The organism is Myroides sp. N17-2 (genome assembly GCF_002286775.1).
GTDB lineage: Bacteria > Bacteroidota > Bacteroidia > Flavobacteriales > Flavobacteriaceae > Flavobacterium.
In genome coordinates this window covers 1-23,279 of record NZ_NSGJ01000060.1, presented here as the reverse complement: position 1 = coordinate 23,279, position 23,279 = coordinate 1, and the positions used below count along the sequence as shown (strand labels likewise).

21 protein-coding genes are annotated in these 23,279 nt (G+C 30.7%); 11 read left to right on the top strand and 10 right to left on the bottom strand.

Annotation, left to right across the window (positions count from 1 at the left end; translation table 11 throughout):
- Nucleotides 1-355: 355 nt before the first annotated feature.
- The 4 genes from chrA to CF599_RS17710 form a co-directional block, all read right to left on the bottom strand.
- On the bottom strand, nucleotides 356-1,480 hold the full coding sequence (gene chrA, locus CF599_RS17725) for a chromate efflux transporter (protein ID WP_121967286.1): 1,125 nt from the start codon (nucleotides 1,478-1,480) through the stop codon (nucleotides 356-358).
- Nucleotides 1,481-1,771: 291 nt separating this feature from the next.
- Nucleotides 1,772-2,161, bottom strand: a complete 390-nt coding sequence (locus CF599_RS17720; RefSeq protein WP_006266577.1) for a RidA family protein — start codon at nucleotides 2,159-2,161, stop codon at nucleotides 1,772-1,774.
- A gap of 91 nt (nucleotides 2,162-2,252) precedes the next feature.
- Complete coding sequence (locus CF599_RS17715) at nucleotides 2,253-2,819, bottom strand: Crp/Fnr family transcriptional regulator (protein WP_121967285.1); 567 nt, start codon at nucleotides 2,817-2,819, stop codon at nucleotides 2,253-2,255.
- Nucleotides 2,820-2,871: 52 nt separating this feature from the next.
- Complete coding sequence (locus CF599_RS17710) at nucleotides 2,872-3,708, bottom strand: RteC domain-containing protein (RefSeq protein ID WP_006266579.1); 837 nt, start codon at nucleotides 3,706-3,708, stop codon at nucleotides 2,872-2,874.
- 197 nt (nucleotides 3,709-3,905) lie between these two features.
- Between CF599_RS17710 and CF599_RS17705 the strand changes: the two genes are divergently transcribed.
- The 6 genes from CF599_RS17705 to CF599_RS17680 all read left to right on the top strand — a co-directional run bounded on the left by CF599_RS17705 (nucleotide 3,906) and on the right by CF599_RS17680 (nucleotide 8,167).
- Nucleotides 3,906-4,229: a hypothetical protein gene (locus CF599_RS17705; RefSeq protein ID WP_121967287.1), complete on the top strand. Its 324-nt coding sequence runs from the start codon at nucleotides 3,906-3,908 to the stop codon at nucleotides 4,227-4,229.
- Complete coding sequence (locus tag CF599_RS17700) at nucleotides 4,230-4,865, top strand: hypothetical protein (RefSeq protein ID WP_121967284.1); 636 nt, start codon at nucleotides 4,230-4,232, stop codon at nucleotides 4,863-4,865. It abuts the gene before it with no gap.
- A complete protein-coding gene (locus tag CF599_RS17695; protein ID WP_121967283.1) occupies nucleotides 4,850-5,620 on the top strand; it encodes a sensor histidine kinase in 771 nt (256 codons plus the stop codon). Before CF599_RS17700 ends, CF599_RS17695 begins: the two co-directional genes overlap by 16 nt.
- Nucleotides 5,610-6,254, top strand: a complete 645-nt coding sequence (locus CF599_RS17690; RefSeq protein WP_121967282.1) for a response regulator transcription factor — start codon at nucleotides 5,610-5,612, stop codon at nucleotides 6,252-6,254. The genes CF599_RS17695 and CF599_RS17690 overlap by 11 nt, the downstream gene beginning before the upstream one ends.
- 87 nt (nucleotides 6,255-6,341) lie before the next feature.
- The gene (locus CF599_RS17685) at nucleotides 6,342-7,835 is read left to right on the top strand and encodes a DoxX family protein (protein ID WP_121967281.1); all 1,494 of its coding nucleotides are present in this window, start codon (nucleotides 6,342-6,344) and stop codon (nucleotides 7,833-7,835) included.
- 53 nt (nucleotides 7,836-7,888) lie between these two features.
- A complete protein-coding gene (locus CF599_RS17680; RefSeq protein ID WP_121967280.1) occupies nucleotides 7,889-8,167 on the top strand; it encodes a DUF6520 family protein in 279 nt (92 codons plus the stop codon).
- Between the two features lie 34 nt (nucleotides 8,168-8,201).
- Here CF599_RS17680 and CF599_RS17675 read toward each other — a convergent pair whose 3' ends face one another.
- Genes CF599_RS17675 through CF599_RS17665 form a run of 3 tightly spaced genes read right to left on the bottom strand, consistent with a single transcriptional unit; the run spans nucleotide 8,202 to nucleotide 15,194 of the window.
- Complete coding sequence (locus CF599_RS17675; RefSeq protein WP_121967279.1) at nucleotides 8,202-10,742, bottom strand: S9 family peptidase; 2,541 nt, start codon at nucleotides 10,740-10,742, stop codon at nucleotides 8,202-8,204.
- Complete coding sequence (locus CF599_RS17670; protein WP_121967278.1) at nucleotides 10,732-12,123, bottom strand: RagB/SusD family nutrient uptake outer membrane protein; 1,392 nt, start codon at nucleotides 12,121-12,123, stop codon at nucleotides 10,732-10,734. The genes CF599_RS17675 and CF599_RS17670 overlap by 11 nt, the downstream gene beginning before the upstream one ends.
- A gap of 11 nt (nucleotides 12,124-12,134) precedes the next feature.
- Nucleotides 12,135-15,194, bottom strand: a complete 3,060-nt coding sequence (locus CF599_RS17665) for a SusC/RagA family TonB-linked outer membrane protein (protein ID WP_121967277.1) — start codon at nucleotides 15,192-15,194, stop codon at nucleotides 12,135-12,137.
- Nucleotides 15,195-16,341: 1,147 nt separating this feature from the next.
- Between CF599_RS17665 and CF599_RS17660 the strand changes: the two genes are divergently transcribed.
- Nucleotides 16,342-16,686 (top strand): hypothetical protein, encoded by a 345-nt coding sequence (locus CF599_RS17660; RefSeq protein ID WP_121967276.1) that lies wholly within the window; start codon nucleotides 16,342-16,344, stop codon nucleotides 16,684-16,686.
- An 86-nt stretch (nucleotides 16,687-16,772) separates the two neighbouring features.
- On the opposite strand, the gene CF599_RS17655 is transcribed toward CF599_RS17660, so the two are convergent.
- A complete protein-coding gene (locus CF599_RS17655) occupies nucleotides 16,773-17,066 on the bottom strand; it encodes a hypothetical protein (protein ID WP_121967275.1) in 294 nt (97 codons plus the stop codon).
- A gap of 155 nt (nucleotides 17,067-17,221) precedes the next feature.
- Nucleotides 17,222-17,347 (bottom strand): hypothetical protein, encoded by a 126-nt coding sequence (locus tag CF599_RS20045; protein WP_256384062.1) that lies wholly within the window; start codon nucleotides 17,345-17,347, stop codon nucleotides 17,222-17,224.
- Between the two features lie 193 nt (nucleotides 17,348-17,540).
- On the opposite strand from CF599_RS20045, the gene CF599_RS17650 reads away from it, so the two are divergent.
- From CF599_RS17650 to CF599_RS17635, 4 genes are all read left to right on the top strand, one after another.
- A complete protein-coding gene (locus CF599_RS17650) occupies nucleotides 17,541-17,840 on the top strand; it encodes a helix-turn-helix domain-containing protein (protein WP_121967274.1) in 300 nt (99 codons plus the stop codon).
- Nucleotides 17,841-17,937: 97 nt separating this feature from the next.
- Nucleotides 17,938-19,293, top strand: a complete 1,356-nt coding sequence (locus CF599_RS17645; protein ID WP_121967273.1) for a DUF3945 domain-containing protein — start codon at nucleotides 17,938-17,940, stop codon at nucleotides 19,291-19,293.
- 11 nt (nucleotides 19,294-19,304) lie between these two features.
- On the top strand, nucleotides 19,305-21,368 hold the full coding sequence (locus CF599_RS17640; RefSeq protein ID WP_121967272.1) for a type IA DNA topoisomerase: 2,064 nt from the start codon (nucleotides 19,305-19,307) through the stop codon (nucleotides 21,366-21,368).
- Between the two features lie 186 nt (nucleotides 21,369-21,554).
- Nucleotides 21,555-22,937, top strand: coding sequence for a GyrI-like domain-containing protein (locus CF599_RS17635; RefSeq protein WP_121967271.1), 1,383 nt, complete (start codon nucleotides 21,555-21,557; stop codon nucleotides 22,935-22,937).
- A gap of 138 nt (nucleotides 22,938-23,075) precedes the next feature.
- On the opposite strand, the gene CF599_RS17630 is transcribed toward CF599_RS17635, so the two are convergent.
- Nucleotides 23,076-23,279 (bottom strand): antirestriction protein ArdA (locus tag CF599_RS17630; protein ID WP_143824833.1); only part of this gene is annotated, 204 nt, incomplete at its 5' end.

Sequence of the window (23,279 nt, the reverse complement as noted above, 5' to 3'; positions counted from 1 at the left end):
GCATCACCGTAAACCTAATGATAATGGGAGTAACTTTATACTTGAGTAAGTAACTCCACCCAGGCAGACTTTAGTCTGCTTTAACAAACTATGGACTTTCAGTCCATAGTGGTTTATTTGATAGTATGAAAATTCTCAAGATATTTCTGCATAGCATCGCGGCAGTGTCTAATGGATTTAAACAAATATTTTACAAACAAGTAACTGAATAATTTTTTTTAGTAGAAATCATCATCAATAGCTTAAGAGAAACTACTTTAATCAACAGTATTTGATGAAATAGATATACATTAAGCTATTTAATTATGTAAGTTTATGATTATAAGATTTTTAATAAAGTTATTTATTATTTTGATTAGTAGAGTATATACCCCAACAAAGCTCCTACTAAAACAATAAAAGCACTATTTACTTTTTTAAATTTAAAAACGAGTATACCACTAAGTAGGGTAATAACAAGGGTTTGCCAGTTGAGCAACACATCTCGTGTCATCGTTATACAAACAGCGACAATCAAGGCGACAGAGGCAACATTCACCGCATCTAAAAAGACAGATAATCCTTTTGAGTTGCGAAGTTTTTTCATCAATGGGTTTAGTAAGGCTACTAGAATAAAGGATGGTAAAAAAATTGCAACAGTTGAAAGAATTGCTCCAGATAAACCATTAATTTGAAAACCAATAAAAGTAACGGAAGAGAAAACAGGTCCTGGTGTGAATTGCCCTACAGCAATTGCATCCATTAGTTGTTCCCTTGTTAGTAATCCTGTTTGTACTAGTTCTGTATCTAAAAAGGCAAATAGCACATAACCACTACCATAAAGTATAGCACCTATTTTTAGAAAAATCCAAAATAACTGTCGATTGGTTGTAGTGAAAAACGTACTTTGTATGCTAAGTAAGAGTGGCAATGCAATCAAGCTTTGTAAGGTATTTTGCTTTCTCGTATTGATATAAAACAGGGCATAGGCTAAAAATCCAGCCCCAAACAATAAAAAGATTTCGCTAACCCCCAGTAAAGAAGCTACCAAGACGATTAGTCCTAAAAAGGCTAAAAAGGAGGAGGTAATCGATTTTTTAGCTAGTGGAAAAACGGCTCCAAGCATAATGACTATAATTGCTGGTTTAATTCCGTATATAAAAGGTTGTACATGGGGTAATTGTCCATATAATTTATAAAAGTAGGCGAGCGCACCTGTTAGCAAAATAGCAGGAAGAATAAAACACAGCCCTGCAATTATAAGGCCTTTCCATCCCCCTTTGTCATAGCCAATATGAATAGCCATTTCTGTACTGTTAGGACCAGGGATTAAATTGGTGGCTCCCAGTAGATCTAAGAAATGTTGTTCATCCATCCATTTTCTTTGTACAACTACTTCCTCTCTCATCATCGCAATATGCGCTGCAGGACCTCCAAAACCAATAATTCCCAGTTTTGTAAAGACTTTGGCTATTTCTTTTAAGCTTACTTTTTCTGACATATTGCTTTCTAATTTTAGTTTTTACTGCAATAGATATGTTCAAAGTTATTGCGTTATCTAAACAAGTGTAAAGCTAATGATAATTCAATATTCAAAGGTTACCTAAATGTAAATTAAAAGGTGCTTAAACCCAAAGCTAAGCACCTTTTTCACTATTCTTAATCTTGCTGTACATCCAAAATATTATCAAATAGATTTTATCCTGTAATTTACCAAACTGTTGTAATTAAATACCTAACAATAGGATACAAAATCTCATATTGTTAGGTATTTAGTTGTTGCTTTTATGCATTATTTTACAACTGTAGCTTCAAGTTCTACAGTTAGATTTTCAAATAATCCTTTTACCTCAAGTACTGTTGTTGCTTGTTTGATTTTATGCTTAACAAGCCACTCTTGTAAAATAGAAAAGTGTTGCATCAACTCAGAGGTAGAAGTAGTATAAATATTTAATCTAACAATACCTTCAAGGGGATAATCGGCTGTTTTAATTACCTCTTCTAAGTTTTTAATAGAGAGTAGAAGCTGAGTTTTCATATCAGCATTACTTGAAACACCATTAGTGTCAATGGCTACTTGACCAGAGCAGTATAGTGTACTTTGAACATTTTTGACTTCTATTGCTTGAGCGTAGTTACGCTCGAATTGCCATTGCCAAGGATTAATAGCTGTTTTTATCATTTTGCTTTCTTATTTTAAGTTATAGAGCAAATTTGCTATTAAACGCTTAAATCAGCAGTTGAGCTATATCACAAATAAAAAGTGAGGTAGATCACTTTAAATCTAATCGGCTTAGTGTTTCTCTAGAAACTCCAAGATAGGTAGCTAATAGAGATTTTGGAACACGTTGCATAATAGCAGGAAAACGATCTTGAAGTTCAAAGAACCGCTCTGTAGTATTGTTTTTCATCATGGATAAAATACGCTGCTGCCCTGCAATAAATCCCTTGTGCGCTTTATCTAAAAAGAATTCATTTATTACAGGAAGTTCTTTTCTTAGTTTATTATATCCATCTAAATCTAAAGCATAGACAAGCGTATCTTCAATACATTCTAAACTCATGCTTGCTAGAGATTGGCTGTAGAATGCTTTTAGATCCGTTTCCCACCAACCTTCCATTGCAAAGTCTACAATATGCTCTTTAGTATTATTGTCAGTATAAACAAGTTTTAAAAGACCTGTATCAATAAAGAACAGATAGGGTACAGGTTCTCCTTCTTGAATTAAAAATTGATGTTTTTTATATTTTTTAAAAGTAAAATAAGACAAGATAAAATCAAACTCCTTGTCTGTTAGGGAGATTACTTGCTCTATTGATATCCTAAGGAGATTATTCATGTGATTTACTAAGTATTATAAGTTACAAAGGAAAGTATTAAAGATATTAATTTCAACTCTCTTTATCCATATACTCCTCTAATACTTCCTTTAGTTTATCCAAATAACATGTTTTGGATTTAGCTCTTGTTTTCATTCTATGAAAGGCATGATGTATATCTAAGAGCTTAATACCAAATATCTGCTGAAACAACACCGCTATTTTCCGTATTTCTCCCTTACCATTATTAATAGATCCTGATAGGTAAAGAGCGTAGATAAGTTCTATGAGCGCATTTTGAGATTCTGACCATACTAAATTGGGTGAGGATATATGATTGTTACCAATATCATATTCCTGTATTTTTTCATGCAAGTAGTTTTGAAGTAAATCATGAGCGATAATACGAGCTATCTTATAATCATAATAAGTTGAGAACAGAGCATCTATTTCAAAGATAAAACTGTTTATACCAATGAGTAAATCTGTTTTACCAAGGGTAAAGTACTCGATGTCTTTATCTATGCGTTTGGCATTATAGTATTTATAAAATTCATTGTAAGCAAAATACTTCTTATACTCAAGGTTTAATTCTTCCAGATGCTTATGATAGTATTTATTCTTAACAACAATATCTATTGGGCAACTTGTTTCTATAGAATAGAGTTTGTTGTAAAAGATTAGTTTGCCTAAGACTTGAGGCTTAATTATTTTAAAAAATTCAATCTCATCTATTTGATTTTTGAACCCCACTTGAAGTATTTCTTGCTTTAGGTTTATAAGTAAGAGCCTTAAAAATTGAATCATTTCATAAGCCTTTGAAATAGAAGTTGAGTCAAGTAAGTTGAGTTCAATTTCCTTTGATTCAATTGTCTTGAATACACTTGTGTAAAGAGCATTTTGTGTCATAATTATTGAGTTTTGGTTGGTTAATTATTGACACGTTTAATCCTGCTTTTTTTCTGATTTTATTGCCCTATTAAAATAAAGCAATGCTACTTTTAAAATCAATACGTAAAAACACGGTAAATATGCGGAAAACACGTATTGTTTATTATTTGAAAATTATAAATATTTACATAATTAACTTTTAAATGCTTAGTTTTATGGAAATTAACCAAAATTCAGGAACAGTGATTAGCCTTGAAAAGGCAATTGAACTGACACATTCTTATCAAGAGAGTAACCCCGAAAAACCCAATAGTTACTTTGTGGGTCTTGATAAGTTAAATGAACTATTACAACAAAATGGCTCTATAGGATTGCGAATCTATCTAGGTTTAGATCCTCAAAGCAATCAAAACAATATGGTTTTAGTTGCAGTAGACCAAGAAGGAGAAGATTTAACTAATGGAATTATGCTTGATGAGCTTATCACATGTCCTCCTATGTGTCCTAAAAAGCCAACCAAGCTTATAAAAAGTAAGTAGATGATTTATTATGTACTCTTATATGTAACACTATTAACAGGTCTTTTTCCTATAGTTATGTTTATTGGAAAAGGAAATCATTTAAATAAGCATAACAACTATGTTTTGCCTCTTATTCTATTAATTGCTGGTTCTTCTATATATGAGTATGTAGTTAGTGGTGTATTGAAAATAAGTGTTATTCCTTGGTATCAAATACATTCATTATTAGAGTTTTTAACGTTATACTATCTTTTTATAAAATTAATTGTACAAAGACCTAAATGGTTCTTTTTAATCTTTTTAGGTCTTTTTATATTGATCTATGTTTACTCTTTTTTCTGTTTGGAAGAAGATTCAGCTTTCTTAGCAAAGAGCATCAACAAGTCTTTTTTGACCTTGTTTATTATGTGGTGTAGTTTTTTATGGGTAAAACAGGTCTTTGATCAAAAGATGATTTTAAGCCTGTATAAAGAGAGTAGTTTTTATGTAGTTATGGGGCTATTTTTCTATTATAGTACGACGATTTCACTTTTTATGTTATCAAGTTATATCTATAGTAACGACATCTATTTTAATGATTATTGGTTAGTGAATATTATAGCAAGTTTGATTCTTAGAATCATCTTATCTATTGGCGTATGGAAAATGAAATAAAGTTATTTTTTTGGCTTGGGACTTTTATTATGATTTCCCTTGTCATTATCGTGATTATCCTTGTGATTGTTTATCAGAAGAATTTAAGCAAGTATCACAATGAGCAGTTAAAGCAACAACTTAGAAACAGTTTAATTGTAGAACATAAAGAAAGAGCAAGGATAGCCAAGGAGTTACACGATGGCCTTTGTGGGGATTTAGCAGCTTTAAAAAATTATGTAGGTGTTATAGAGCTTAGTCAAGATAAGGATTTAATAAAATCTACGATTTCAGATATACAACAGAGTATTTTATTGTGCTATGATGAGGCGGTCAGAGTGAGTTATAACTTATCACCTCCTTTGATTAAGGATAATCCAATTAGTATCATATTAAGTAATTACTTAACCAGAATATCAAGAGCGACAAGTATTAAAATGTCTTTTAAATCTGATAAACAAACTTTTATACTAAGTGAATTAGTAAGATTAGAACTCTATAGGATAATTCAAGAGCTAATTCAAAATATTATCAAACACAGTAAGGCGACCTATACAGAGTTAGAGCTTAAATGGACAGAGGATCAACTTGTATTATCTATAACTGATGATGGAATAAGGTATGATTTTAATGCTGATTTAAAAGGACAAGATGTTGGTTTAGGGCTGAGTAATATTAAGACAAGAATACAGCAAATTAATGCAGATTTTACTCATCAAAGACAACAAGAGGTTAATATTACCACATTAAAAATAAATAATAAATATGAAAATTAAAGTAGGAATAGTAGATGACCATAAACTTTTTAGAACAAGTTTTGGTTTGCTTTTATCTCAGTTAGACGGAGTAGAAGTAGTGTTTCAGTGCTCTAATGGTATAGAGCTATTTGAGGTATTAAAAACTAAGATGGTAGATATTCTATTTTTAGATATTCAAATGCCTGTTATGGATGGTTTTGAGATTACTCCCAAACTCAATGACAGATATCCAGACTTAAAAATACTTATTCTTAGTAGTTTTAATGATTCTTATACCATTGAGAGAATGCTAAAATATAAGATAGCAGGATATCTAACCAAGAATGCAGGACAGTCTCAAATAAAAAAAGCTATTTTCAATGTGTTTGAAGATGGAGTGTATTATGATAGCCAGATTAGAAATATAGTAAAACATCTACAAGATGCGGATTATAAAAAGGATGCTGGTTTAACTCAGAAGGAGATAGAGATTATTAAACTATTTGTTAAGCAGTACAGTGGAAGAGAGATAGCAGAAAAACTTCATTTAAGTGTTAGAACTGTAGAAAAGCACAAAGAGATTATTATGCAAAAGACTGGAGCAAATAACTTCATAGGAGCTGTTGCTTATGCTATTATTAGACACTATATAACAGAGGATGATCTTTTTTAGAAGCTAAACTACTAAAATTACGTAAAATTACGTATTGTTTTGAAAATAAGTGATTTGTAGTTTTGGATATCCCAAAATGCCAATACTATGAAAGCCAAATACACTCTTATTATACAATATTTCTTTGTATTACTTTTTGTTTATGCAGCTATAAGCAAACTCATCACTTTTGAAGCGTTTCAAGTTCAACTGACTCAGTCCCCACTATTAAGCGCTTACGCTACTACAATAGCCTATTTGGTTATTATTGTTGAACTTGTTATCGCTTTGTTCTTAACATTAAAACAGACTAAGACTTTAGGATTGTATCTTAGTTACGGATTAATGGTAGCTTTTACTATTTATATCTATTTGATATTAAACTACAGTGATTTTATTCCTTGTTCTTGTGGAGGCATACTTGAAAAGATGGGATGGAATGAGCATCTTTGGTTTAATATCATCGTATGTATTTTAGGATTATTAGCTATCTACTTTCAAGAAAATGATAAAGAGAATAATAAAGAAAATAAAAAGCGATTTATCCTATCTACTGTATTACTAACTGTATTAAGTACAGGTATTGTTATTCTACTTTTTATCTCTTCAGAACACATCATCAAAAAAGAAAATCCCTTTATAAGAAGGTATCTACCTCATGGAGTGGTAGAGGATCAAACACTTGATCTGCAGGTAAACTCTTTTTACTTTTCAGGTTACCATCATGATACCCTATACCTTGGTAATTATACCGCGCCACTTCGCTATATCTCCATAGATGAAAAACTAAGAAGGCAAGACTTTCAGATACAGATTGATTCTTTGCATTTGCCTTATACTCAGCTAAAATTTAAAACAAAATACCCTGATTTCTATTTAGCTGATGGGACTATTTCCATAGTATTTAAAGGAAGATTAGATAATCAAAGTAAGCAACAACCCACAGAAATACTAAGCTATAAACAGGCTTACTTTTCAGATTTTACCCCAATAGATTCCACTACTATTACCTTTAAAGGACAAAGTAGCAAGAACTACCAAAATGTTCTTGGAGTAATTGATCAAAAAAGTAGTACGAAAGTCAAACTCAACTCTGATTTACTACAAAGTGATTCCGATGGAGTGTTTGATACAGATGGAATAATCACTTATAGCAAAGAAAAACAACAAGTAATTTACACTTATTATTATAAGAATCAGTTCATTCAAACTGATAACCGTCTTACATTACTTAGCAGACAAAACACTATAGATACAACTAAAACCCAAAGTATTACTTCAGCGAAATTATCAACAGGAGAAAATAAAATGACTACTCCTGTAAAGGCTATTAATTCAAAGGTTATAGTTCATCGCAATCTCTTGTTTATAGTATCAAACTCAATGGGGCAAAACGAGTCTCAAAAGATGTGGAAACAAGCCAGTATTGTAGATGTCTATGACTTTACAAGTAGCAGTTATGTTGGAAGCTTTTACATCAACCACCTAGGGGAAGATAAGTTATCTGATTTAATTGTTACAGATCATTATCTCTATGGTCTATTTGACAAGAATCTTGTTCGTTACAAATTGGCCAGATCGCTAACAAGCAAGTTTCAGTAAGGTTTAGCTCAACCTTAAAAATAAGCTATTAATCACTTTTAATTTTTAGTATTATGAAAAAATTTTTAAAATCAGCAGGTTTGCCAATCGGAGTATTCGCGCTTGCTATCGGTAGTGCATTTGCTACAAATGCAATGAAAAATGTTGATCCACTTATAGAGGATGGTTACATTCAAATAGATGGAGTTGAAACAAATTGTGATTTTAAAATGAAGTGTCAGACATTTGGAAATGAAAAATGTACTTGGCAAGAAAGCCCTACTAAAGCTCATACATTGTATAGTTTGGAAGGAACTGCTTGTGTACGTGAATTAGCCAGAATTGGTTCTTAATAAAGATGGGGAGGCATTATTGTCTCCCCTTTTTTTAGATATTTTCTGTAATCCAATTAATATCTTTTTTGCCTTTTAAAAAGTAGTCAAACCAAGCTTTAATTCGTAATTGTAAGTCTAGTTGATTTTCTTTTTTATCAATAGTATGTTTTTCATCTTTATAGAAAAGAGCGATATGTGGTACTTTATTGGTTCTTAGTAAAGAGATAAACATCTCTTGTGTTTGTTGCCAATTAATATTTTCATCCTTATTACCAGTCCAAGTTAGTAAAGGAGTCTTGATTCTATCGGCATAAAGTATTGGTGAATTAGCAAAATAGAGTTGCTTGTTTTTATAAAAAGGTTGTTCCATTCTATATTGACCTGATTCAAACTGAAAATAAAAAGGTCTGCTAAAATTATAATTATATGAAAAATAAGATTTTACTAAATCGGCATTTCCTGCTCCTGATACAGCGGCAGAGAATATATGTGATTGTGTAATAATAAAATTAGTTAAGTATCCACCATGTGAATGTCCAATAATTCCCATTTTAGTTTTGTCTATATTAAGTTCTTGTTGTAATAATGTATCCATGGCATTGTTTAAACAATCAAGAGCTGATAATCCTGTTCCTTCATTATTAAAAACAATATCAGGTAAGAAAACAAAATAATCATCTTTGGTATAAAATAAAGGGTTAAACCCAAGACTCATCTTATCTGTAGTAAATAAAAAACGATTTCTATTTTCGGATTGTATTTCATATATATGAACAATTAAGGGATATTTTTTTTTATTATCATATTTTTTAGGATAGTAGAGTGTACCTTTTAATTTTTGATTATATGCATTTGTATAGTTTATAGTGATTTGATTTGAGAAATCTAGTTTTACATTTTGAAGTGAGTTTTTATAAAGAACATTGTTTTCTTTTCTGTTTATTTTAATTTGAGGAGGAGTGTTATGATTTTCTTCACTATAAATAAATGTTTTTAGGTTAGAAGTGTAAAATGGGTGTTTAATGAAATTATTGGACTCAGATATAATATCTTTTAGCTTTGTACCTGAGATACTAATATATTTTGTACTTAAGCTTTCTTTATCTGTTAATTGTATGAGTAATTCGCCATCAACTAAATTAGGTTGACGATTATACATACTATATCTGTTTACTTCTAGTAAAGTAGAGTTTTCAATGGATAGCTTATACTTATTATCTATGTAATTGGTAAGTTTAATGATATAATGATTCTTTAAATCATACTTATAGAGGTTTCCTTGCTTAATATAAAATAAGAATTTCTCTTGTTTATCCCAGTAACAAGTATTACTAACATCCATTTTAATTAAAGAATCTATCTTCCTTTTTTCTTTAGTTTTAGTATCATAGATAAACAATCCTTCATCTTTTAGATAGGATATATAACCTCCAAATGTAGAGTAGGTTAAACTTGACAGCCCAGTGTTTATTTTGTTTTCTAGTTTTGTTTTGTAAAGAGAATCAAGTGTAATAATTGATAGTTCTATATCAGGTCTAGCTTTTGTGTAGTCCTGAAATTTCTCAATATCTTGGACAATAAAAGTGTTAGCAGAGTTAATACATAATATCTCTTGCCCTGAAGCTAAAGAATCAAGATTGAGTAATTTATGATGTTTATTATTCCATAGTTTATTGTATTTTTTTTCAGTTGTTTTTGTTGATGTTGAAGGGTTTTTTAAGTGTAGTTTTTTATCCTTTGTAGACCAAATGTCAATATTATCTTTTTCTGAATTAGCTTGAACAAAGTAAGTAATGTAAAAATCACTTGATTGCTTGAAAAAAGTAGTTCTAATTTGTAACAGTTTTTCTGTATGTTTTAGATCTTGTAACGTGACATTTTGATAGGTGTTATCATTAAGATTTAAAAGCATCAACTGCTCGTTAGTTGTGTTTTTATCTTTTACAACCAAAGCAACTCTATTGTTGTACTTATCCCAATTTGCTTGTATTATTGGGTAATTAATGGTTTGAAGTAAAAAGGTTTTATAAGAGGTTAAATCTAATAAATACAGTTGATAAACAGTATTATCTTGTTTCAGATAGAGTGCCTTTGAATTATTTTGATTAATACTAAAAAATGAAATCATACTATCTTCCCAAAGTTTTATTGCTTTTGAGTTGTAAATACTCTTATATGAGTCTGTACTATTGGTTATAATAATGTTATTAGATTTAATAACATCATAATCTCTAATATGCTCAATTTTATTTGTTTTATTAGTCTTAATATCAAAAAAAGAGAGAGTAGAATTATTTAAAGATACTATAGTTTTTTCGTTTAAATAAGTTTGATTGTTTCCTTGAAAGGTATGTATAGTTTTATTAGTTGATGTTGTTATTAAATGAGTTTCATTTAAAGAGGAATTAGAACTATTAATTAGGGCTGTTTTTCCATTAGGTGAAAGATCCTTTATCCAAATGCGACTGATTTCATTTAAAGAGTCTTGTGTCGATAGATTGTTTTCTATATGTTTTGTTTCTGACGTTTTTGCAGAAATAGTAATACTCAAAAAGAGTATTACTATTATTGATAAAAGATACTTAATAACCATTGTTTTGAGGTAATAAATTAGGGTTAAGTAGAATTTCTTTTTCAGGAATTGGAAATAGTGTGTGTATTGATTTCCAATTAGGTTTTGTTACTTGTATTATTTCAAGTTTATTGTTTCTTTTCAAATCAAAAAAGCGGTGTCCATGTTCACAGAAAAACTCTAATCGAGAATCTTCAAGCATAATTTTCAATAAGCTGCTCGCTGATTGCTCCATTTGAATAGATGGCAAGTTTCTATACTGTCTTAGTACATTCATATAATGAATAGCTTCTCTTGTTTTATTCTGGTATATCAATGATTCTATTAATACATAATAAGCTTCTTCCAAACGCATTATGATTGAATATTCATCAGTATTATTTGTTTTGTTTTTATATTTAAAATTATAGAACCATTTTTCTTGTTCTTTATCAATAGAGTTAACCCAGTTTTTAAATCTAGTATCTGTGGGCTCAAATAAAGAAATTATATTAGATGATAGATGATGTGTTGTAACTGGAAGTGTATTGATGATATACGTATATGCTTCTTGAGTGGCAAGAGAAGATTCTTGAGGAGAAAATTGCCATAAGGTACTTTTTGCATTTTTCTTGAATGTTCTACTTATATCAGTTTCTAATTCATATGTTTTATCTAAAATTAATTCAGTAGTAATCTCTTCTGCTTTAGAAAAATTCTTTTGTAAAAGATATAATTTAGATAGAAGTAAATTTGCTGTAGCTTTATTAGGATAAATTCTTTCATTACTTCTGTAAGTATTTGATAATCCTTGTAAAGCAAAAATTAAATCATTTTCTATATTGTTGAGAACTAGATTATAATTCGTTTTATTAATCTTATTATTATAGTTATAATCGGTTGTCTTTGTATATGGAATATCACCAAAAAGTTGCACTAAATAGTAATAGATTAAAGCTCTTAGAAAGTAAGCTTCCGCTAGAAGTGTCTTTTTTTGATCTTCAGGTATGTATGTTGATGAACCTAAGCCATCTATGAAAGAATTTAGATTATAGATTATTTTATAATTCGTGTTCCAAATCGAGTTAATAGCTTCATTATTGGCTGTAATAAGGTTGTTATTCATTTCATAGAATCCATTATTACTATTAGGTCTAGCCATGCTATTTAAATCATCAGTATATAAGCTAATTAAGAAACCTAACCCTTTTTGATCACCTGAAAGTACAGAGTTTTGTCTTATTTGAGCATAGATGTCATTAAGAGCAGCTTTAGTAGTATAAATATCTTTAAATACATCTTGTGTATTAATTTTGTCATTAGGTAAATCTGTATCTATGAAGCTATCACATGCTTGTAATACTATTGTAGTTAAGCATATGTAGAATAGCTTTATAAAATTGTAATTATATAGTTTTTTCATGATGTATAGTTTTATAGTGTTAATTGAAAACCGAAAGCATAAGTTTTTAAAGGAGGTAAATACCCAAATGATGTAAATTCAGGATCAAGCCCAAAGTATTTTGTTATGGTTAAGAGATTTTGACCTTGGAAATAGATATTAATTGATTTTATACCTGAGTTTGGTATAGCAAGATTATAGCTTAGTGATATGTTTTTAAGCCTAATGAATGAGGCATCAGAAATAGCGTAATCACTGTCATTTACTAATAAAGTATTTTGATATAAAGCACTATTCTCTCCGGTACTATATGGTGCATATGAAGCATTTTGATTTTTAATAGACCAACTATCAAGTACTTCAATAGGTTGATTTGCTAATGCCCCAGGTAATATTAGCTTATAGTTGTAGTTTAGGTTTGTTTGCTTAACAAAATGAAACAGAAAATCTAAATGGAAGTTTTTGTATGCAATTGAGTTTTGTAGCCCTCCATAGTATTTAACAGCAATATCTTTGATTGTTTGTTTATCATCTAATGCTGTGTATTTACTATCTTGGTTAAAATCTTTAAATTTATAAATTCCAGTTGTTGGATCTAAACCTTCATATTGGTATACTTTTCTTATACTTGTTGATTCACCTATAACATATTGATTTGCATAAGTAGAACCTTCTAAACCTGGAAAGGAAATTAATTTGTTTTTAGGAAACGATATATTGAAAGAAGTTGACCATGTCCAATCTTTCTTTTGAATATTATTGGTTTGTAGGGTGTATTCCCATCCAGTATTTTGTACTGTAGCATTTAAATTTGATTGAACAGATGAGAAACCTGTAGTTCCAGCCAGAGGAATCCCTACAAGTTGATTAGATGTTCTATTTCTATACCAAGAAATTGATGTGTTTATTCGATTGTTAAATAAACTTATATCAATAGAAGATTCTAGCTTTGTTGTTTTTTCCCAACCGAAGTTTGGGTTATATAAGTTAGTAGGAGTTAAACCTATGATTTTATCATAGATGTTTTTTGTAATACTATAAGTGTCTAAATATTGATAATCACCAATGTTATCACTACCAGTAGTACCATAACTAGCACGTAATTTACCAAAACTTAACCAAGAAAGGGAATTGAATAAATTTTCTTCTGAAAATAACCATGCACCTGCTATAGCACCAAAATTTCCAAATTGATTATTTTTTCCGAAGCGAGATGACCCATCACGCCTTCCCGTTAGGTTTACAATGTATTTACTGTCATATATGTAATTCAATCTAAAAAAGAGAGCTGTATATCTATAATCTTTTTGATTATTGCTATCTATGTATTGGTTTTTAGCGCTACCAATATTAGTCATTAAGGCATTTGTAGGGAAATTCGTTCCGCGGATATATAAATTGTTTGACTTATTTTGTTGAAACGTTGTTCCTATAAGAATATTAAAATTACTTTGATCAGCTTCATAGTTCCAATTTACTTGAGGCTCAATAATATAGAATTGTTTATTTGAAGTTCCTTTTCTTGCTGAAGAAATTTCGCTTGTATAGTTTTTAGAAGGATTATGAATTGTATGTGGGGTTAATTGATTTTCTGTAAAGTACGTGAGATTAGTTCCTGTGTTAAGCTTAAGTGATACATTGGGGAAAATTTGATAACCTATGGCTACATTTAATAAAAGATTATCGCTTTTATAATCATATGTTTTTTGGCTTAAAGCTAATGGATTTTCAAATGTCCCATTTTGCCAATTTAGAGTTCCATCTGAGTTATACAAAGCAGGTGCATTTGGGGCAAGAGTTAAAGCTTGAGAGGTTAGATCCTGATATAATAGGTTATTATATTGTTTAGTGTAATTTGTACCTATAGTGATATTAAACTTATGGTCTTTACTATTGTGTGATAAAGAGGAATTAAATGAAGTTCGTTTATACCCATTTGAAGTTGGAAATACCGTGGTTTCTTCACTATAATTGACACCTACTAAGAAATGAGTGTTTTCATTTCCGCCTGCTACATTAAAAGAGATATTTTTACTTATAGCAGTTCCCCCAATTAGTTCTTTTTGCCAATCAGTATATCTATATCTATCCCAAGTACCATTCATATCATATTCATAAGAAGGAAATGTTTTTATCTCATCATTTATAAAGGCTTGATCTCTTATTCTATTGAATTGTTCTGTATTTAGTAATTTCATTTTATTAGCTACTTTACTAAAAGCGGTAGAAGATGATAACGTGAAACTAAGATTATCAGATTTTCCTTTTTTAGTTGTAATTAATACTACACCATTAGCGCCACGTGAACCATATATTGCAGTAGCATCTGCATCTTTTAAAATCTCTATACTCTCTATATTATTTGGATTAATAAAGTTGATAGGACTAATATTATTTCCTGGTAATATACTATTTGACATTGTATTTTCAGATTCACTGTCATTGTTAATTACAATACCATCAATAATGTATAATGGAGAATTAGCATGTTTTCTTAAACTATTTCTACCACGTATTTGTATATCAAAACCTCCACCAGGAACGCCTGAGTTTTGCGTAATACTAACTCCTGCCATTCTTCCTTGTATGGCTTGCAATGGATTAGTTACTGGCTGAAATTCGATATCTTTGGCTGTTACTCTTGCTATACTACCTGTACGCTCACGATCTTTAACGGTATAATATCCTGCATTGACCACAATTTCGTCAAGTGTATTATTATCTTCACTAAGGGTAATATTAAGTGAACTACCACCAGTGTAGACAATAGACTGATCTTTATACCCCATCATTGAAAAGGTTATCTTATCACCAGAGGTAATATAGGTGGTGTATTTTCCTTCTAAATCAGTTGTAACTACTTTAGTCCCAACTGTTACTATAACACCCCCAAGAGCACCAAAGGAATCTTTTACCGTTCCTGAGAGTTTTATAGTTGGTTTTTGTTTTGTATCTTGTAACAAGTCAGATACATTAAAAAACAAATGTTTATCATTTGATACGGCATAAATTGGGCAGCTTAACAAGCCAACTAAAAATATTAGTGACATAGCTGTCCTACAATTAGAAAAGATTAAAATTTGAGTTTTCATAATATTTATAATTGATTTTGATATAAATGCTTTTAAATCATTAAGATTCTTATTGCCGTAGTACTTAAATAAGCCTATATCAAAAGGTTAGTTAATGGGTAATAATTAATTCATACATATTTTTTAAAAAACTATCTCCAAGCTCTAAAGCACGTCTCCCAAAATGCAAACTAGAGCAAGGAGATAGTCATGGACTTTTAGCACGACCTAAAATTCCTTTAAGCCATACTGTTTTTGTTTGTTTAAAATGCCTACTAAGGACTAAGCCTACATTAACCAACCTAGGCTATAGCCCTATAGCAAGCGGTTTTTCTCCATAATTAATAGTTTTAAAGGGTGATTAATAAATAGCACAGTAGGAGAGACTTATTTCATAGCTTTTTTCCTTACTAACTAATCTTTATTGCCTTTTAGCCGAATGGATGAACGAGCTATATTGATGTATGATAAAGGCAATAATTATCCTGTACGCATCTAAAAACTGTTTTTAGACCTAGCGCAAAATGTGTTATAACTCTAACTAAATAGGTAATAGGGTAGCCATCTAACATTAAAGAGTTAATGTCAAATTAATCTACATCGATAAGATTTAGTTAAACTAAAGTTTAATCATAGGCTAAATGTGAGTTTAGTTACTACTTGTTTGTTGTTTAATAAAATGTAATAATTGAAAAAATCTCGAATAGAACATTCGATAAGTCCATTAAGGATAGATAAGGTATTGTAAGCATTCATTAATACAACGAACACTAAACAAATCCACCTTTGTTTTAAACCTCTATATACCTATTGGGAGACGGTATGAAAAGAGGTATGTAGTATTTTAAAGATTACTGTAGGTGAGTTTTACGCAAAAAAAAGCGTGAGTACTCACTATCACTGCTCTGAGGTACTGGTATACCATGCAACAGATAAGTGAGCTCACGCCTAGGTCGTGAGCTTATTAACTTATCCTCTCGTTGCTTGTAAATTACCAGTTTTCAGAGCGAGATTCTAAGCAATAGCTTCTATTTTTTTTAAAAGGATATTGCAAATATCGCCTTTAAAGGCGAACAATAATAAACAAATATAAGCTTTTTTTTCAATTGGAGTCGTTCGACTCCAATAATATTTGAAAAAAAGTGCTCTTTTGAGAAAATATATTAATATGAATAAAGAGCAACAAAATATTAAAAATAAAGTTGATAATAAAGATCTATTTGAATTTGCAAATAAGCTTGTATGCAATTTTATTACTCAGAAATATATTTATAAGTTTAGTACAGATGAAGAAAATAACAAGGTGTCACTAAGAAAATATCAAGCTAAATGCGGTATTTCTCATTCAACATTACAAAAACTTGTAAGAGAAGAGGGATATAATATTCCCCTATCAGTACTATATGTTATATTACATTATGAGAATATTAGCTTATCTAGCTTTTTTAAACAGTTAGAAGTTTATTCTAATAACGAATTTCCATTAAATGAAATATTAGGTATTATAGAGTAACTTAATATAAATAACTGCTAATTGTAGTTATATATTTCATAAAGAAATAATTAAAAAAGTACTGTCACGGCACAGTACTTTTTTAATTATTCTGTTAAAGGAGCACTATTTTTAATTTCTAATTTTTGTTGTTTCCTTTCAATCCTCTTCTGCTCACTGTTGTAAAGAAAAAATGATAGAAAGCTAAAAAGAATAAGGGCATAAGCTAACCATTTGCCTAAACGTTCTAAGAAACGAATAAATACAGAAGCTTCAAAACTAGAAAAGCCTTCCAAACCAGCTACATTTCGACGATAGAATTTTCTTCTATTTATCCAATATATGAGCCCTATCCCAAGAATTAGAGATAGAATACCTACTATTAGTATAAAATTAGCCATGTGAATGATATTTATGTAGATTATTTGATAATGAGTTAATTACTAATTTATACAAAATTATTTAATCGATTACTCTATTAAATTGACGTGTATAGAAATATTAATTAAAAAGCACCATTTTCCAAAACGGTGCTTTTTAATTAATCATAACCATCTTATTTACTACGTTTAGGTGGTTTAAGAGAAGGTGTATTGCCTGGAGTGTCTTTATTGTCTCTTTGACGTTTATCTGGCTCTCCAGTTGATTTTGCAATTCTTTTAGGTCCTGGTTTTAATCCCATAATGTTTTAATTTTTTAAAAAAGTTAATACTTTCTAATTTAGTTAATTATACCTAATTATTTAGTTTTTGTTTGCTAATTTTTTTAGCGAAAAATAGTACCCATTGGCAGAGCTTGGCAGATTTATTCTACCAAGCTCTGCACATTTGTAATGTTAGCTAACAAATTTAATTAACCTATTAAATTATAACATTATGAATGTAAATCGCACAGAATTCCTTTTATGGATGGAGCGTATTATGACGCGCTTTGACCATCTGTCAGAACATATAAAAGACCTTCCTATAAAATCTCAAACCATAGATGGAGAAGAGCTTTTAGACAGCCAAGATGTAATGAGTCTTTTTAAAATAAGTCCACGCTCGTTACAACGTTACCGTTCAGACGGTAAACTCCCATACTATACTATTAGTGGTAAACTCTACTATAAACGCTCCGATGTAAATCAGTTTATCAGGGAATGCTTTAAAAACCCAGTAAGAAGAAGTAAATAGCAGCTAAAGGCCAAGAGTAACCTTTAAAGCTCGCTATCTACTGATCAAGGATTCTTGGCTTTAGTTTTAAGTTTTTAATCATTTAAAATTATGTATTATGAGTACAGAAAACACAGAAAGACAAGTAGAGCATGATGTGCTTCTTGTTAACGACAAAACAAAAAATAAGATTCAAGCTGTGAAAGGTCTTGACAAAGACGGTAACTTAGAAACAGTACCAGCTACTAAAAAGAATCAAAACCAGTTTTTAAAAGTTGATAAACAAGCAGATTTCTTTTCTAATTTCTTCTCTAACTTTTTCAGCCAACTTAAAAACCCAACGCAGTTTACTTTTTTTAGAGTTCCGGAGCTATTGACCATTAAGATGGCTAATCAAATGCAAAAAGAACTCAATCAATCAGGACCTAATCACGAATTGTTTTTAAAGTATTCCATTCAGGAAATTGGAACCCCTGTAAAGACAGAGAACAAGGTAAGTGAACACGTAGAACCTTCAAAAGAAAACAAAGTTGCTGAACCCGCAAAAGAACAGGAACAGTACAAGGCTAATAAGTTTGACATAAAAGACATTGATTGGGACTCACTGTCAAGACTTGGACTATCGAAGGAGAAACTACAAGAGATGGATTTGTTAGAACCACTTTTACAAGGCTATAAAACAAAAGACTTAGTGGCTGTAAATTTAGATTTAGGAGCTGCGGTGTTTTCTTTAGATGCGAGATTATCACTTGAAAAAATGGAAGATGGAAAAGTGGTTATGGCTCTTGAAGGAGTAAAGAAATACCCAAATCTTAATGTACCACTGTATGGTCACGACTTTTCTAAAGAAGATAAACACAATCTTTTAAAAACTGGTAATATGGGGAGGGTAGTGGATCTTGTCCATCCAACTACTAAAGAGAAGATTCCATCAGTTGTGAGCGTGGATAGACTAACCAACAACCTTATTGTAACTAGAGTGGAAAAGATGCAACTGCCACAAGAAATAAAAGGTATTGTGCTTAGTGAAGATCAGCTTCAGACCTTAAAAGATGGCAAGCCACTTTTAGTTGAAGGAATGACTTCGGTTAAGGGGAATTTGTTTAACGCAGAGATACAGTATAACGCTGCTAAAGGACATATTGAGTTTTTGTTTGATAATACCAATAAACAAAGTATGGCGCAGAATCAAACTCAATCCCAGTTATCAGATGATTTAAAAACTTTTAGAGGTAAAGAGCTTACTGAAAAACAACAAAAAGACTTACAAGAAGGAAAACCTGTTTACATCAAAGACCTTATAGACAAAAGAGGTAATCCTTATCAAGGCTATGTGACTTATAACAAAGAAACCAAGCAGGCTGATTTTTCTTTTAAAAACCCAAACAAAGAAGAACAAGCAAAAGCTCAATCACAGTCACAAACAGAAAAGCAAGCAGATGAGCCTAAGAAATCAAAAGGACGTAAAATGTAAAAAGGAATGTTATGATTGTAATTCTTGCAGAAAAACCAAGCGTAGCTAGGGAGATAGCTCTGCTTGTTGGAGCTAAAACAAAAAAGGAAGGTTATATAGAAGGCAATGGCTACTGTGTTACTTGGGCTATTGGTCATTTAGTTTCTCTGGCTATGCCTGAGGATTATGGATTTCAGGGCTTTAAAAGAGAAGCCCTGCCCATCTTGCCAAGGTCTTATTTGTTACTACCTCGAAAAATTAAAAAAGGGAATAAATATACTTCAGATCCAGGAGCTTTAAAACAGCTTAAAGTAATTGATACACTATTTAAAGCGTGTAAGAAAATTATTGTAGCTACTGACGCAGGTAGGGAAGGAGAGCTCATCTTTCGCTACATCTACCAATATTTAAACTGTGATAAACCTTTTACAAGGCTTTGGATAAGCTCTCTTACTGAAACAGCTATAAGAGTTGGATTACAAAACCTTAAAGCAGGAAGTGAGTTTGATGGGCTTTTTAGAGCAGGACACAGTAGAAGTAGAGCTGATTGGCTTGTTGGGATTAACGCCTCTCAGGCGCTTACAGTATCAATGAATGATTCAGTGTATTCACTTGGTAGAGTACAAACTCCAACGCTTAGTCTCATTTGTAAGCGGTATTTAGAGAATACTTCTTTTAAAAAGAAACTGTTCTATCAAATAGAACTTCAACATCAAAAAGAAGGGATCATATTTAAATCATACTCAAATGAAAAGTGGGAAGACAAACAAAAGGCAGAACAAGCACTCAAACTTATTGAAAAACAAAGTGAAGCTATAATTACAAAAGTAGAAACCAGGACAATTAAAGAAGAGTCTCCACTGCTTTTTGATTTAACTGCGCTTCAAAAAAGAGCCAATGAGCTCTTTGGATTCTCAGCAGAGGAGACTCTCAGTATTGCTCAGAGCTTGTATGAAAAGAAGTTTATAACTTATCCAAGAACCTCAAGTAAATATATTCCTGAGGATTTATGGGAGCAAATACCAAAACTCTTACAAGTACTTTCTGATGATAAAAGGTACAGTAATAACCTTTTAAAACTAAAGATGATAAGGCTTAATAAAAAGATTGTTAATGATGTAAAGGTAACAGATCATCATGGGCTATTAACCACAGACAGACTTCCTTCAGCTATTAGCAACAAGGAAGAGAGTATCTATCATTTGATTGCTCAAAGAGTATGGGAGTCAGTGTCTGAACCTTGTTACAAACAACAAACAGAAGTTAGTTTAACTGTATTTGATTTTGAATTTAGTTTTAAATCCACTTCAATTGTAGAGCTTGGATGGAGAGAGATAAGAAAAGAATTATCCAATGATGATGAAGTGATTATAGAATTACCTGATTTAAAACAAGGCGATATTCTAAAAATAAAAGACGCTATAGCTCTTGAAAAATCAACTAGACCTAAACCACTGTATACAGAAAGTATACTTCTGTCAGCTATGGAAAATGCCTCTAAAGAGGTAGAGGATAAATCGCTTCAAAGTGTTATAAAAGATATAGGTATTGGTACAGCAGCAACAAGGGCTTCTATTATTGAAACGCTTTTAAAAAGGGACTACATCACAAGAAAAGCGAAGTCACTTGTTCCAACAGAGAAAGGTCTTAAAGTATATGAAATAGTCAAAGACAAACTTATCTCAGATGTACTTTTAACGGCTAAATGGGAATCTGCCTTTAAAGCTATTGAAGAAAATAAAACCAATATAGAAGACTTCCATAGACAGATAGAAGATTATACCACAGAGATTACAGCAGAGCTTCTATCAATCAAACAAAGCAGTGAAACAAATCATTTATCCTGTCCTAAGTGTAAACAACATTCGCTTCAATTAAGAGAAAAGGTTATCAAATGTTTAGAACCTGAGTGCGATTGGATATTGTTTAGGGAAGTCTGTGGAATTAAACTCTCAGTTGATGATATTACTGATTTATTAGAGCATAGAAAGACTAAACTCCTTAAAGGGTTAGTAAGTAAAGCAGGTAAGAGTTTTGATGCCTTTATCGTCTTAAAAAAAGATTATACAACAGGTTTTGAGTTTAAAAATAAGTAGTTACATGTAAACAAAGTAAAGAAGTTATCTGATTCAGATAGCTTCTTTTTGGTATTATGTGCTAATCAAAGTTATTGATTTTGGAAACATCGAATTTAAATGAAGATTTATATCTTAGCTGTTAATTACTGTTTAAGCCTATTCAAGACCATCTTTAATTGAACAGTGCTATAAAATCAAAGCAAAGTGAACAATACAAGAAGAGAATACCTTAGAAGAATAAATTTCATATTAGATTTAATTGAAGAGAATCTTGATGCTGATTTATCATTAGAATATCTTTCTAAAGAGGCAAACTACTCGCCTTATCATTTTCACAGAGTGTTTTTAACAGTAGTAAATGAAAGAGTTAACGAGTTTATTATTAGGAAACGAATTGAGCGAATTGCCTCAATATTACTAGTCAAGTCTCATGTTAGTTTGAGTAACCTAGCTTATACATATGGTTTTAATAGTGATACAGCCTTTTCACGTGCTTTTAAAAAATACTATGGCGTAAGTCCTACAGAATTTAAATCTCAGGGGAAAGAGATAATTAGCAAGATTGGTATAGAGTCTTTCTCTTTAGAAAAATACATTTGTTGCATTGATAATATAAAACAATGGATAAAGATGAATGCACAAATAACAATTAAGGAACTACCAGAAATGAAACTTGCTAGTTTATCTGATATAGGAAACTTTGAAAATATAGGAGGTATGTTTCAAAAGTTAATGCAGTGGGGAGCTCAGAAAGAGATACTAGATACTTCCAATTTTAAAGCACTTACAATCTATCACGACAACCCTAATGTTACCCAAAGTTCAAAGGTGAGATTCAGTACTTGCGTTACGATTTCTGATAATATCAATACGGAGGGAGAAATTAGACAGCGTAATTTGAAAAAAGGAATTTATGCTATAGGGCACTTTGAAATTAAAACAGAAGAGATTTCAAATGCTTGGAATGCTATGTGTGTTTGGGTTATTGAAAACAACTATGAATTCAGAGACGGAGATTATTTTGAGATGTATCATAATGATCCCCAAAATCATCCTGAACAAAAAGCAATTATTGAGATAGGCATTCCCCTTGAAAGAACAGAAAACATTCAGTTTGAAGTAACTAAAAATATAGATTTTAGTAGTTACGACAAACAAGATCTTGATTACAATCAGTTAATCAGCTATATGAAAAGTTTAAGGCTATTTTTTCATAAAGAGTACGATACTCAGTTTAAACTAGGTAATGTTTATCAGGGTAATCCAGCCTATTCTTATTTTTCTTTAACAACAGAAGAATTAGAAAAGCTAAAATTAAAGTTCGTCATTATTTTAAATCATAAGCAAACGATTTTCTCTATTTGTTTGTCGGGACAAAACAAAGATATTAGAAAGAAGTATTGGCAGATGTTTAAATATAGTGATTGGAATAGATATCACATAGTTGAGTCAATCGATGATAGTTTAGAGATTATTAATCATATTATCACCAAAACACCTGACTTTAGTAATGGACAGAATTTAATGAAGCAAATTGAAATAGAAGCCCTAAAGTTCATTCATGAACTTAGTAAGACACTAGAATAAGTGTAATGTAAAGCGGTTATTTTATAATTAGTAGTATTACTAGATTTAATTGTGTACGATGCTTAAAAATATATAGTTACAAAGAAGTTATCTGATTCAGATAACTTCTTTGTTATAAATACACTAAGAAGAAGATGATTAACTATTTCTAAATACATAACCACTTTCATAAGTATAATCACTCATAAAAAAATCTCTAGCAAAGCTTTCATAATCAAAGTATGATTTGACAAAATCTGATAGATCATAACAGTCTTTAATTATCTGATAAGCGAAGTCTTCTTCACTATCATAATGTCCTTGATAATCATCTTCAAACGCCTCAAATAAAGCATCTATATC

Bases quoted from the DNA above. Each gene is read 5' to 3' on its own strand.
- chrA (WP_121967286.1), bottom strand. From the start codon at position 1,480: ATGTCAGAAAAAGTAAGCTTAAAAGAAATAGCCAAAGTCTTTACAAAA.
- CF599_RS17720 (WP_006266577.1), bottom strand. From the start codon at position 2,161: ATGATAAAAACAGCTATTAATCCTTGGCAATGGCAATTCGAGCGTAAC.
- CF599_RS17715 (WP_121967285.1), bottom strand. From the start codon at position 2,819: ATGAATAATCTCCTTAGGATATCAATAGAGCAAGTAATCTCCCTAACA.
- CF599_RS17710 (WP_006266579.1), bottom strand. From the start codon at position 3,708: ATGACACAAAATGCTCTTTACACAAGTGTATTCAAGACAATTGAATCA.
- CF599_RS17705 (WP_121967287.1), top strand. From the start codon at position 3,906: ATGGAAATTAACCAAAATTCAGGAACAGTGATTAGCCTTGAAAAGGCA.
- CF599_RS17700 (WP_121967284.1), top strand. From the start codon at position 4,230: ATGATTTATTATGTACTCTTATATGTAACACTATTAACAGGTCTTTTT.
- CF599_RS17695 (WP_121967283.1), top strand. From the start codon at position 4,850: ATGGAAAATGAAATAAAGTTATTTTTTTGGCTTGGGACTTTTATTATG.
- CF599_RS17690 (WP_121967282.1), top strand. From the start codon at position 5,610: ATGAAAATTAAAGTAGGAATAGTAGATGACCATAAACTTTTTAGAACA.
- CF599_RS17685 (WP_121967281.1), top strand. From the start codon at position 6,342: ATGAAAGCCAAATACACTCTTATTATACAATATTTCTTTGTATTACTT.
- CF599_RS17680 (WP_121967280.1), top strand. From the start codon at position 7,889: ATGAAAAAATTTTTAAAATCAGCAGGTTTGCCAATCGGAGTATTCGCG.
- CF599_RS17675 (WP_121967279.1), bottom strand. From the start codon at position 10,742: ATGGTTATTAAGTATCTTTTATCAATAATAGTAATACTCTTTTTGAGT.
- CF599_RS17670 (WP_121967278.1), bottom strand. From the start codon at position 12,123: ATGAAAAAACTATATAATTACAATTTTATAAAGCTATTCTACATATGC.
- CF599_RS17665 (WP_121967277.1), bottom strand. From the start codon at position 15,194: ATGAAAACTCAAATTTTAATCTTTTCTAATTGTAGGACAGCTATGTCA.
- CF599_RS17660 (WP_121967276.1), top strand. From the start codon at position 16,342: ATGAATAAAGAGCAACAAAATATTAAAAATAAAGTTGATAATAAAGAT.
- CF599_RS17655 (WP_121967275.1), bottom strand. From the start codon at position 17,066: ATGGCTAATTTTATACTAATAGTAGGTATTCTATCTCTAATTCTTGGG.
- CF599_RS20045 (WP_256384062.1), bottom strand. From the start codon at position 17,347: ATGGGATTAAAACCAGGACCTAAAAGAATTGCAAAATCAACTGGAGAG.
- CF599_RS17650 (WP_121967274.1), top strand. From the start codon at position 17,541: ATGAATGTAAATCGCACAGAATTCCTTTTATGGATGGAGCGTATTATG.
- CF599_RS17645 (WP_121967273.1), top strand. From the start codon at position 17,938: ATGAGTACAGAAAACACAGAAAGACAAGTAGAGCATGATGTGCTTCTT.
- CF599_RS17640 (WP_121967272.1), top strand. From the start codon at position 19,305: ATGATTGTAATTCTTGCAGAAAAACCAAGCGTAGCTAGGGAGATAGCT.